The organism is Desulforamulus aeronauticus DSM 10349, from assembly GCF_900142375.1.
Lineage (GTDB): Bacteria > Bacillota > Desulfotomaculia > Desulfotomaculales > Desulfotomaculaceae > Desulfotomaculum > Desulfotomaculum aeronauticum.
The window spans coordinates 37,580-48,081 of record NZ_FRAR01000030.1; the positions used below are offsets into that span (position 1 = coordinate 37,580).

16 protein-coding genes are annotated in these 10,502 nt (G+C 44.5%); all 16 read left to right on the plus strand.

Translation table 11 applies throughout. The features are described 5' to 3' along the window. Window positions 1–6 precede the first annotated feature (6 nt). Window positions 7–417: a phage tail tube protein gene (locus tag BUA78_RS17555; protein ID WP_072917152.1), complete on the plus strand. Its 411-nt coding sequence runs from the start codon at window positions 7–9 to the stop codon at window positions 415–417. A gap of 11 nt (window positions 418–428) precedes the next feature. Then, window positions 429–836: a phage tail assembly chaperone gene (locus BUA78_RS17560; RefSeq protein ID WP_072917155.1), complete on the plus strand. Its 408-nt coding sequence runs from the start codon at window positions 429–431 to the stop codon at window positions 834–836. A gap of 163 nt (window positions 837–999) precedes the next feature. Then, complete coding sequence (locus BUA78_RS17565) at window positions 1,000–2,439, plus strand: lysozyme family protein (protein WP_072917157.1); 1,440 nt, start codon at window positions 1,000–1,002, stop codon at window positions 2,437–2,439. 53 nt (window positions 2,440–2,492) lie between these two features. Next, on the plus strand, window positions 2,493–3,125 hold the full coding sequence (locus tag BUA78_RS17570) for a LysM peptidoglycan-binding domain-containing protein (RefSeq protein ID WP_072917159.1): 633 nt from the start codon (window positions 2,493–2,495) through the stop codon (window positions 3,123–3,125). Further along, complete coding sequence (locus BUA78_RS17575) at window positions 3,122–4,123, plus strand: XkdQ/YqbQ family protein (protein WP_072917161.1); 1,002 nt, start codon at window positions 3,122–3,124, stop codon at window positions 4,121–4,123. Before BUA78_RS17570 ends, BUA78_RS17575 begins: the two co-directional genes overlap by 4 nt. Continuing rightward, the gene (locus BUA78_RS17580) at window positions 4,110–4,517 is read left to right on the plus strand and encodes a hypothetical protein (protein ID WP_072917164.1); all 408 of its coding nucleotides are present in this window, start codon (window positions 4,110–4,112) and stop codon (window positions 4,515–4,517) included. Before BUA78_RS17575 ends, BUA78_RS17580 begins: the two co-directional genes overlap by 14 nt. Then, entirely contained in the window at window positions 4,518–4,967 is a 450-nt protein-coding gene (locus tag BUA78_RS17585) for a DUF2634 domain-containing protein (protein WP_072917166.1), read from the plus strand. Continuing rightward, window positions 4,964–6,076: a baseplate J/gp47 family protein gene (locus BUA78_RS17590; protein WP_084082490.1), complete on the plus strand. Its 1,113-nt coding sequence runs from the start codon at window positions 4,964–4,966 to the stop codon at window positions 6,074–6,076. The genes BUA78_RS17585 and BUA78_RS17590 overlap by 4 nt, the downstream gene beginning before the upstream one ends. A gap of 35 nt (window positions 6,077–6,111) precedes the next feature. Further along, the gene (locus BUA78_RS17595; protein ID WP_238456865.1) at window positions 6,112–6,660 is read left to right on the plus strand and encodes a YmfQ family protein; all 549 of its coding nucleotides are present in this window, start codon (window positions 6,112–6,114) and stop codon (window positions 6,658–6,660) included. Beyond that, window positions 6,653–6,976 (plus strand): hypothetical protein, encoded by a 324-nt coding sequence (locus BUA78_RS17600; protein ID WP_072917170.1) that lies wholly within the window; start codon window positions 6,653–6,655, stop codon window positions 6,974–6,976. Before BUA78_RS17595 ends, BUA78_RS17600 begins: the two co-directional genes overlap by 8 nt. A 12-nt stretch (window positions 6,977–6,988) precedes the next feature. Next, a complete protein-coding gene (locus BUA78_RS20505) occupies window positions 6,989–7,786 on the plus strand; it encodes a hypothetical protein (RefSeq protein WP_207650515.1) in 798 nt (265 codons plus the stop codon). 11 nt (window positions 7,787–7,797) lie between these two features. Beyond that, window positions 7,798–9,090 carry a tail fiber protein gene (locus BUA78_RS17610; protein ID WP_072917172.1) on the plus strand — a complete coding sequence of 431 codons (1,293 nt, stop codon included), beginning with the start codon at window positions 7,798–7,800 and terminating at the stop codon, window positions 9,088–9,090. 12 nt (window positions 9,091–9,102) lie between these two features. Then, the gene (locus BUA78_RS17615) at window positions 9,103–9,390 is read left to right on the plus strand and encodes a hypothetical protein (RefSeq protein ID WP_072917174.1); all 288 of its coding nucleotides are present in this window, start codon (window positions 9,103–9,105) and stop codon (window positions 9,388–9,390) included. Then, complete coding sequence (locus tag BUA78_RS20355) at window positions 9,390–9,527, plus strand: hypothetical protein (RefSeq protein ID WP_175549067.1); 138 nt, start codon at window positions 9,390–9,392, stop codon at window positions 9,525–9,527. The genes BUA78_RS17615 and BUA78_RS20355 overlap by 1 nt, the downstream gene beginning before the upstream one ends. Before the next feature lie 243 nt (window positions 9,528–9,770). After that, entirely contained in the window at window positions 9,771–10,133 is a 363-nt protein-coding gene (locus BUA78_RS17620) for a hypothetical protein (protein ID WP_072917176.1), read from the plus strand. A gap of 8 nt (window positions 10,134–10,141) precedes the next feature. Then, window positions 10,142–10,502: S24/S26 family peptidase (locus BUA78_RS17625; protein WP_175549068.1), on the plus strand; the 361-nt coding region annotated here is incomplete at its 3' end.

The window sequence follows — 10,502 nt, forward strand, 5'->3', positions numbered from 1 at the left end:
GAGAAAATGGCTCTTGATGCAAGTAGAGTAATATTAGGTACCTATGGCCAGATGTTCATCGACGGTGTATGGCAAACGAACATCAACCACTTAGAAGCGAAAGTTGCTGTCCAAAAACGCGAATTAAATTTATCCGGTGACGATTGGGTACGTCATAAGATGGGCCCTAAAAAAGGTACTGGGACCATGAGTGGTTTTAAAGTAACCAGTGACCTATTGCAGCGGGGTTTCAGTAAATTTGAGCTGGTTAGCAAGCTGGCAGATCCTGAATCCTATGGACATGAAAGAGTCCGCTTAAAGAATGTGATGGTGGATGAGCTCCAACTGGCTAACTGGACTTCCGGAGAAGAAGTAAAGGAAGAAATTCCCTTTACCTTTGAAGGCTATGAACTGCTAGACCCAATCGTGGAAAAATAGGGGGATAACCGATGGATATTCAGAATTTGACCGATGAACAAATACTAAATAGGCTGCTGGATGCTGACAAATTGCCTGAGAGAACGGTTACCCTACCCCGCCTGGGGATTCCGGTAACACTGCAGGGATTAACGGGCAAAAAAGTATCCAATATCCGGGAACGTTGTACCGAGCGTAGCGAAAAGCGCGGCAAGGTCGTTGAGCGACTGGATGAAGAGCAGTTTAATGCAGCTCTCATAGCCGCAGCCACCGTAAAACCGAACTGGGGAGATGCCAAACTGCTGTCTAAGTTCAAGGCTTCCGGCCCGGAGGAAGTGGTCAGACGTATCCTTTTAGCCGGAGAATTAGCCGCTGTAGGTGATGTAGTGCTTGACCTGAGCGGCTTTAATATTGACCTTGAAGAACTAAAAAACGCGTAAAATCCGGCGGCTTAACAGGTATGCTGTACTCCATGTGGGTACAGCATAACCTCCGCCCCGGATTGTTTTGGCAATTACCCAGAGGAGAACAACTACTTTTGTTAGCTTTTACAGATATTGAATTAGAACAAATGGAAAAAGCCCGGAGGGAGGTGGCTAAAAGATGACGACCGTTGAAACGCTGGTTAAGGTCAAGGGGGATACCTCTCAATTTCAGTCTGTCCTAACCAAAACAACCAAGACATTAGATCGGTTGATGGATCAATATAAAAAGCGGCTGGATACCTTTAACAGGTTAAAAATAAACCCTAAAATAGGGATTACAGATAACGCAACGGATGCTTTAAAATGGATTGAAGGATTAAGTAACCAAGTAAAAAGAAGTTTGTCTCTGTTGCCGGTTACAATCGATTTGTCTGCGGTGGAACAAGAATTTGCCAAACTAGCTGACAACGTTGAAAAAAGAATGAAAGACATCACTATGGGTGTTTTACCCCATTTTTCCGTCCTCGATTCCGCTGCTCAGACGGAAGAAGTTCGAGAAGTTCAGAAAAAGGGGGAAGGTAGTGTAGGAAGACCAACCCCGAAAACCAGCGGAAATTCCGAAATTATATCTGAGAAAACTGGACAGAACCTGGCGTATTTGGTTGCAGCCCCCCCTTATTTTATAGCCTTTAATTCATTGATAGAAAAAATAGCACCTAAATTGGGACGGTTTGGCCCAGGATTAAAGTTATTTGGGCCTGCAGGGTTACTTTTGGGAGGGATGAATATTGTCCGATCCGATGATAAAGGAAAAGCTACAGCAGAACTTATTGGTGGAATTATCGGAGCAAGCCTGGGAGGTGCCGCTGCCGGATTTTTCACATCGGGTATTGGCGTTCCCGCAGGCGTAGTTGGTGGTAATGCTGCGGGCATTTTCCTTGCGGGATCTGTGTATGATAAGGTTTTTGGAAAGAAGGACGAAATTGAAAAATCTACTGATAGAGGCAATTTAACTGATGATGTCGCCCAGAAGAGTAGCAGTATAGCTACGACACAGGTATCTGAGAAGGTGCTTTCCAAGCAACAGGAAACTATGGCAACTGTCGGACAGGTATATCTTGATAGCCAGAATAAGATCACTACCTCGAACGGCTTTGTTATTAATAGCCAGGATAACCTTATGCAAGCATTCACCACCCTTGTTCAGGCCGTGGATTTTGCCAGTGCCAAATTAATCGCTTTTTCAGGTATTCAACTTCTACCTAAAGAGGTAGATGGACATGCCAACGGCGGAATATTATACAGGCCCCATCTTGGTTTAGTGGCCGAGGCTGGGCCCGAGGCCATTATTCCTTTGTCTTCACGCATGCGTAGCCGGGCTTTGGGGCTTTGGCAACAAGCCGGTGAATACCTAGGCGTAAGACCCTATGCGACAGGCGGCTTGGTCGGGATAATGCCAACTCCTATTGTGGCTGGCGGTGGAGTAAATGTGACGGTTCCTGTAAATGTAAATTTACAAGTTAGCAGTGAAAATATCGATTACGAAACCATCAAGAATGAAGTGGGTTGGAGAATCGCTAAAAGTGTTAAAAATGCCCTGGAAAACAAAGTTGGCTAGTGGGTTGTTTATAGTAATTTTACTCCTGTTAGGAGTTGTGGAGGTGATGCAGGATGGACATTTTCCTCAGTGAACCGGGAGGAGAGCAATTCCAGTTCCCGGTAAATCCGGAGGAAATACAAATTAGGAGTGAAAAACAGTTTGAGACGGTGAATATCATTCAACTTGGTGAAATTGATTTTCCCAACCAGGAGAAGGTAAAAGAAATTACTTTCTCCTCTTTTTTTCCCAAAGAATACGATTCATCTTACTGCCGGTATCCTAATATTCTAGACCCCGAAGTGGCGATGAAAAAGCTTACAGATTGGACTACGGGCCGTACCGTTTTACGCTTATTAGTAGGCAGGCCCATTAACGTAGCGGTCCTTCTGGCGGCACATACCAGTACCTTTAAAGGCGGTGAGCCGGGGGACATCTATTTTGATCTCACTTGTCGAACCTATCGCAGTGTAACGGTGCAGCAGCTTACTTCAGCTGTAGCAGGGTCACAGCAAAGCAACCGGGCCGATGAAAAACCGCTACCTAAGATATACACCGTAAAACCGGGAGATAACCTATGGAAAATTGCCCAGCTACAGTACGGAAATGCCAGCAAATTGGATGCGATCTACGAAACCAACAAAGCCTTAATTGGTAAAGATAAAAACCTGATCCAGCCCGGTATGAAGTTGGTGATGCCCCTATGATCAACCCCGGACTTACTTCCTACGAAGTGGTGTTGGCTAACCAACATTTTTTGCGGGAAATTATTGAAAGTATCACCTTAAAGGAATCACTGGATGACATGGCCTACAGCGCCGATGTGAAGATGGTTGTTACTCCTGATTTTCCAGGCATTGCACCGGGGCAGGAAATTAGAGTATCCGGGATTCCCTTTGGTGAAACCAGTATGGTTTATCTGCTACAGCCCGGCGTAGTCTGGGAAGTAGACAGTACAACCGGGGGATTAAAGCAACTGACAGTCACGATATACGATAGAACGATCTACCTCTCAAAATCCCAAGATGATTATGTGTTTCCAGCGGGACAAACAGCCAGTCAGAGACTTAGGCAGTATGCTAGCGATTGGGATATAACACTTGCCAACGTACCCGATACGGGTATCCCCTTGGCAAAAACGGGTAGTCGCTATCGGGAAATGACCATCTACAATATGATCATGTCCGACCTGAAGGAGACGGTGGAAAAGGGCGGCGAGATGTACCAGCCTCGCATGACTCCCAATGGGCTGGAGTTATTTAAACTGGGCAGTAATCAAAAAGTATGGGTATTGGAACTGAATCAAAACGTTCAGGAAATAAACCAGCGGCGAAGCATCGACAGGGCCGTAACCCAGGTCAAGGTCCTGGGTAATGCCTCCGAAGAAAAACGTGCTCCCGTACTGTCAATTGTCAAGGGGGAAACTGACAAGTATGGTACCCTGCAAAAGGTACTTAAAGACAGTACCATTACCAATGCAGGACAGGCCAAAGAGAAGGGTACAAAGCACCTTGCTGGTCTGGAGGAAACCTTTACGGTAACCGCGATTGATATCAATACTCTGCGGGCTGGAGACAAGGTTTTGCTAAACGAAATGGAATTGCTTGTAACATCCGTAAGTCACGAATTAGGTAATCCCGGCAAGATGTCCTTACAATTGGCCTTTCCTGATTATGTAAGGAGGCGATATTATGGATCCCTATAAAGAATTAGCAACCTTACTGGATATGCGTATAAAGGGCCAGGCCAACCAAGCCTTGTCGGGTATTCCCAGTGAGCTAGGAACCATGACAGCCACCGGTTTAAAACTGGACACCTTTAAACATGAAATAAAGGATTACCTGCTTGCCGATTGGCTGGTAAAAGTGCACTTCCCGGCTTTTTCTTTAGTGGGTACCGCCACAAGCCCAGTGGACAATGACGGCAAAAATTTGCCCGGAGCCACTACTTCTCCAAAAACCCGGTACGATTTTTTTGCCAGAGAAGTTCAAGAAGTGCGGCTTGAATTAAAACCGGGGCTGAAAGCCGGAGACAGGGTCCTGGCAATTCCCGTTAATAATGGCCAGGAGGCAATTATCCTGGCCAAGGTGGTGATATAAATGCCGAGTATTTTTCCAACCATTCCCGCTGAACCTTTAGCAATGGCAGAAACCAAGCAAAAACAAGTGCAATTTGGCCGAAGTGTTCGCTTTGATTTTAATTCAGGGGAGTTTATCATGACTCCCACAGGGAAAATAGCCCAGAGTACTGATCTAGATGCCTGGTTGGAGTGGTGTCAAAAGGCGTTAAATACCGAACGGTATCGCTACTTAGTTTATAGCAGGAGTTTCGGACAGGAATATGATGATCTGATTGGCAGTCACTTAACTCGCGAAGGTAATGAGAGCGAAATTACCAGGATGACCACCGAGTGCCTTTTGGTTGATCCGAGAACTGCCAGTGTACAGGATTTTACCTTTCATTGGGAGGATGACAGGGTTTATTTTACCTGCAAGGTCCTCAGTGTGAGAGGAGAAAACGGTCAAATTAACGGGGAGGTGAAAATGTGACAACATTACCGAATTATTTAACAGATCAGACCTTAGATGTTATTAGACAGCGAATGCTGGAATCGCTACCCCCGGATATAGACAAGTCCGAGGGTAGTTTTATTTGGGACACCCTATCTCCTGCTGCCATCGAGCTATCTCTAGCCGCCTTATGGGCCCAGGATGTTTTGCAAAGGGGATTTGCTGGCACTACCTTTGGAACCTACCTAGATTTAAGATGTGATGAGCACGGCCTTAGTCGGCGGCAAGCTGTCAAGGCAACCGGGCAAGTTACTTTTACGGGAGTGGCAGGAACTGTTATCCCCACCGGAACGGTGGTGGCCACACCGGCAGACCCAACTACCCATAATCCCTCAACGGAATTTATAACAACAACTGATGTAACCATAGACCAAACCGGTGTGGGTTATGCAAATATTGAAGCTATTAAAGCAGGTAAGGAAGGCAATGTAGGGGCGGCAACCATTAACATTATGATTACCCCGCTGGGTGGAGTATCCGCCGTACTCAATGCCAATGCCTTAAACGGTGGAGATGATACAGAAGATGATGCAGCTCTTTTGACCAGATATTATGCCAAAGTACGGACACCGGGAACCAGTGGCAACAAAGCCGATTACGTTAACTGGGCTTTGGATGTGCCGGGGGTTGGCGGGGTGCAGGTTATTCCCCTGTGGGACGGCCCGGGAACCGTGAAGGTGGTTTTGTTGGGTACAGATAAACGCCCTGCTAATGAAACCACTGTCGGTAAAGTACAGGACTATATTGCACCCGACCCGGAAATGGGTAACGGCAAGGCACCTATTGGGGCAAAAGTAACGGTAACACCCGCTACAGCTGTCGAGATTGATGTATCCGCCACAGTAACCTTGACGGGCACAAAAACAATGGTAGACGTGCAGAATTCCTTTGTCAAAGCCTTGGACGAATACCTAGGCAGCATTGCCTTTGCGACCGAGCCAACGGTTCGCTACGTACGGATTGGCTCTTTATTGCTGGACACAGAAGGTGTGCAGGATTACACCCAGCTGACGGTAAACAATGGCACCGCCAATGTCGCAATTGATCAAAGTCAGGTGGCCGTAAAAAGGACGGTGGTGCTGGCATGAGTATTCATTCAATAACCAGCACCAGGGGGCAGGAAATGGCAACATACCTGCCCCGTTTTTATGAGACCTCGAAGGTCATGAAATCCCTTCTGCAAGCAGAAGGAACCGAGTTTGATAACCTTCGGCAAGCTATGAATGAGGTATTAGAGCAGTTTTTTGTAAACACGGCTACCTGGGGTCTAGACATTTGGGAACAGGAACTAGGTATTCGATCGTCTGTAGGCAAACCGGCTGACCAGCGCAGAGCCGTAATCAAATCCAACATTCGCGGCATCGGGACTGTTACTATCAACCTCGTTAAAAATGTCGCTGAGAGCTATGATGGCGGTACCGTAGAAGTCATCGATCAGCCAGCGTTATACCAATTTACCGTCAAGTTTGTTGATACCAGAGGTATCCCGCCAAATCTTGATGATCTTAAGGCAGCCATCGAGGCCATTAAACCGGCCCATTTGGCAGTTAAGTATGAGTTTAGATACTTGATTTGGGATGAGCTGGATGCCAAAAACCTAACCTGGGATCAACTAGACAATAAGAACGTAACCTGGAATGAATTTGAAACAGGGGGGTGGCTAAATGCCTAATCTAACACCCAATTTGGGACTAAAAAAACCATTAGGAAACGAAAATGTTAGCCGACAAGCTTACAATGAAAACCTGGATTTGCTTGACCAAAACGTTGCTAAAAAGGCTGACCTTACTGCACTTCTGGCCGAAGAAGCAAAAATAATCTTAAGTGCTGAGGAGCCGATAAACCCCAATAAAAATACCTTGTGGTTGGTAAACCATGGAGAAGCTCCGGTAAATTTTAGTTCAGGCGGGGGAGGAGGTGTTGTTATAGCAAATGCAACCACCGGTGATAGTCCACCCGCAACTGATTACTGGTTTCAAAAAATATAAGGAGGGGTAGAAATGGCGGATAAAAATGTCCAGATAAAACAAAGGAATGAAACCAATGACGGATGGGATAACTTATATCCAAAGACAAAGGCGGAGCTTGTAGAAACTGGCGGTAGTACTGTGGCTGAGCATATTGCAGACTCGGCAAAACATATAACTGGTGCAGAAAGAACCGCTTGGCAGAATAAGGCGGAAAAAACAACAGCTACGACGGCTGCCGATGGTTTGATGGCCAAGGCTGATAAAGCTAAATTAGATGGTATTGCTGCCGGAGCAAATAACTATACGCATCCTACAGGGGATGGAAACCTGCACGTAGCAGCAACTGGTACTACGAATAATGGAAAAGTCCTAAAGGCCGGGGCCACAGCAGGGAGTATAAGCTGGGGTACACTAACGGCTACTGATGTGGGCGCTGCACCAGCAAGCCACGCTCATACGAAAGCAGAGATAGAAGCTGTTTTAACCGGTGTTATTAGCTTCCACTCGCACGCATCTGGCACCCCCACTGCCCACAAAGACACGCACCTGACCGGTGGTTCTGATGCCATTCCGGTTGCTACAGCATCTGCCGATGGATTAATGGCCAAGGCTGACAAGTCTAAACTAGACAGCGTAGCTACCGGGGCGAATAACTACACCCATCCAGCCAATCACCCAGCATCAATCATTACCCAAGATGCTAATAATCGGTTCGTAACGGATACTGAAAAGGCAGGATGGAATACCAAACAAAAAGCTATAACAATTAGCAACACGGCTCCAGTTTCACCTGCTGCAGGTGAACTTTTTTTTGAAATACTTAGTTAGGTGGTGAGAAAATGGCCAATTACAATATTGAACTTAAAAAACGAAATACTGCCAACACCGGATGGGATAGTCTATATCCCATAACTCAAGCAGCTAATGTGGTAATGCAGGATGGTAAGTCAGTTGAACAAAAAGTTAGTGAACATTTGGCTGAAACTGCGTCAACTGTTAAAAATGGACATGTCCAACTAAATGATGCTGTAAACAGCACTAGCACAACCACAGCCGCAACTGCAAATGCAGTGAAGAAGGCGTATGACAAGGCTGAACAGGCTTTTACGCAAGCCAGTGATGGTAAGACTCAAGTCGCTACCGCTATTACTGGCAAGGGTGTTTCGGCAACCGGTGGCGATACTTTTTCCCAGTTGGCGACTAAAATTGGTCAGATTAACACGGGTGTAACTCCTGCTGGTACGGCGGTCGCTGGCGATGTTCTCGCAAGTAAGACCTTTATTAACAGTGGCGGTACTGTGCTGACGGGTACCATGGTCAACCGTGGGGCAATTACAATTACGCCAAGTGCCACTGACCAGAATATTACTGCTGGTTATCATAGTGGGGCTGGCAAGGTATCAGCAGTTGTTGTTCCTGCGGCCAATGTTCTTACTGGCACTACCATTGCAGGAACGGCAGGTACTATGGTAAATAGAAGTGGTGGTTGGCACATTGGTACTTTTATTGGTAACAACCCTACTGTTGGTACATTAATTAAACCACCTGCTGGTTATTATGATGGTGCTACTGATTCATATGTCTATGTTAAAAGTAATGATTTAATACCAGAAAACATCAAACAAGGTTTAAATATATTTGGTGTTACTGGTACACTTCCACCTGCTGACATACAAACAATATGGTTTAGTGATTGGGCTGCAATACCTCTAGTTCGTGGTCAGACCCAAACTGGCTCTGTTAACTTTAACGTTTCTAATAACAATCCCGCTGATTGGCTTGGTTCAAATAAAGTTATAAGTATCTATTCTAACAAAGGTTATGATAATGCTGTTGTAACAGACTTACCTGTCAATTTAACTGGAATCAATAAAGTAGGTGTTTTAATGAAGTGTAATGGAGATTGTTACTTTATTGCATCTACTAATAAAATGGGTGAATATACTGAATATGATGCTATGCTAAAAATAGCATATACAACGTCTGAAGTTACTAATACTTCTACTTTTATGAAACTTGTTAAATTAGACGTTTCTGCTTTATCTGGCTATTATTATATTCGCCTACATGCTTATCAACCAAGCACCTATAGTGCTGTAGATGTTCGCCTTGGTGGATTTATAATGAAATAAGGGGGTATTTATGTGTATTTAGAGTTTGATAAGGCTACCGGTTTGGTGTTGTCAATTCATGATGTGGTTCCTTCTGAAGTTCCGTTGGGAAATGATGTTATTGAGACTGAAATGTTTGCCAAAGGTGACGAATTAACTTACAGCATAAAGGTCACCTTTGAAGGCGAACAACCTATTTTCTCTGCTGTTAGGCAAGCACCATATGCTAGTTACCTAGTTCAGAAATTACAAGAAGCAAGAAGAAATCAAGCGTTAATGCAAGCTGCACTTGATGAACTTATCTTAGGAGGTGCTTTATAATGGCAGCATACATGGCACAGCGTATTATTGATGGTGCTTATACCTATGATTATGTTATTAATAAACGTCCCGATCTAAAGGCAGGTATTGATACCTACCTAACAGAAAAAGAGAAAGCGGATTTAATTATTGCATAACAGACTTAAAGTGTGCACTAACACCATAGAGGCCATTGAAAAAGGGAAACTTAAAAAAATCAAGGAACCACTACAAATCTAGTGGTTCCTTTGTCATGTTGAAATTAAATGTAGTATGTATTAGTAAAATCAGGGCTTTTTCAGTAGCCTCACATCTTGGCGGGTGTAAAGGGATTGACTTTACACAGGTTATTCATTGCGAAAGGGGTTAACCCGGATTGATTTAAAACTGGAGGTGACTAAATGCCTAATGTAACACCTAATTTAGGCCTTATTAAACCATTAGGTAATGAAATAGTTAGTCGGCAAGCATATGTTGAAAACCTGGATATTGTAGACCAACATGCTGCTAAAAGAACTGATTTATCGGAACACTTGGCTCAGGTTATACATCCTAAACTGAATGGTACAGCTAATTTTAATGGTGCCATTGGAACCGTTATACCCCACACAAAAGGAGATACAAACTATTTCGTTGGGGTAACCCCAGTTGCCAACCCTGCTGGATATTTGGGTGAGGTTTGGGTTGAACAGGCGGCAAATAGCTTTTCTGTAAAATGTTCGGGTATAGCAACAACATCATTTAAATATGTTGTTTTGTGGTAGGTGTTGTTATGGATAAGTTATATCAAGTCCGTGGTAGTTCAATGATGCCGACGTTAGATAATGGGGATGTTATTGAGATCGTATCTGATCAGTGGCAGAATGGGGATATAGTAGTTGCACGAGTAGGGTCTAGAAATGTAGCTAAACGAGTGGTTGGGGATAAGTTAGTCGGCGATAACATCAAGGTAAGTGCTATATTTAAGCTCTGTGATGCTGTAATTTTAGGAAGAATTGAAAAAAAATTACATTGTCCAACAAATGACCATTTGTTACAGTCTGCAGAGGCCATAACGAGTAATAAATTAAGGGTTGTGAGTGTAGATGGTAATTATAACTGGAGTGCCTATGATGTTGATGTAAATACCGGTG

Bases quoted from the DNA above. Each gene is read 5' to 3' on its own strand.
- BUA78_RS17555 (WP_072917152.1), top strand. From the start codon at position 7: ATGGCTCTTGATGCAAGTAGAGTAATATTAGGTACCTATGGCCAGATG.
- BUA78_RS17560 (WP_072917155.1), top strand. From the start codon at position 429: ATGGATATTCAGAATTTGACCGATGAACAAATACTAAATAGGCTGCTG.
- BUA78_RS17565 (WP_072917157.1), top strand. From the start codon at position 1,000: ATGACGACCGTTGAAACGCTGGTTAAGGTCAAGGGGGATACCTCTCAA.
- BUA78_RS17570 (WP_072917159.1), top strand. From the start codon at position 2,493: ATGGACATTTTCCTCAGTGAACCGGGAGGAGAGCAATTCCAGTTCCCG.
- BUA78_RS17575 (WP_072917161.1), top strand. From the start codon at position 3,122: ATGATCAACCCCGGACTTACTTCCTACGAAGTGGTGTTGGCTAACCAA.
- BUA78_RS17580 (WP_072917164.1), top strand. From the start codon at position 4,110: ATGGATCCCTATAAAGAATTAGCAACCTTACTGGATATGCGTATAAAG.
- BUA78_RS17585 (WP_072917166.1), top strand. From the start codon at position 4,518: ATGCCGAGTATTTTTCCAACCATTCCCGCTGAACCTTTAGCAATGGCA.
- BUA78_RS17595 (WP_238456865.1), top strand. From the start codon at position 6,112: ATGGCAACATACCTGCCCCGTTTTTATGAGACCTCGAAGGTCATGAAA.
- BUA78_RS17600 (WP_072917170.1), top strand. From the start codon at position 6,653: ATGCCTAATCTAACACCCAATTTGGGACTAAAAAAACCATTAGGAAAC.
- BUA78_RS20505 (WP_207650515.1), top strand. From the start codon at position 6,989: ATGGCGGATAAAAATGTCCAGATAAAACAAAGGAATGAAACCAATGAC.
- BUA78_RS17610 (WP_072917172.1), top strand. From the start codon at position 7,798: ATGGCCAATTACAATATTGAACTTAAAAAACGAAATACTGCCAACACC.
- BUA78_RS20355 (WP_175549067.1), top strand. From the start codon at position 9,390: ATGGCAGCATACATGGCACAGCGTATTATTGATGGTGCTTATACCTAT.
- BUA78_RS17620 (WP_072917176.1), top strand. From the start codon at position 9,771: ATGCCTAATGTAACACCTAATTTAGGCCTTATTAAACCATTAGGTAAT.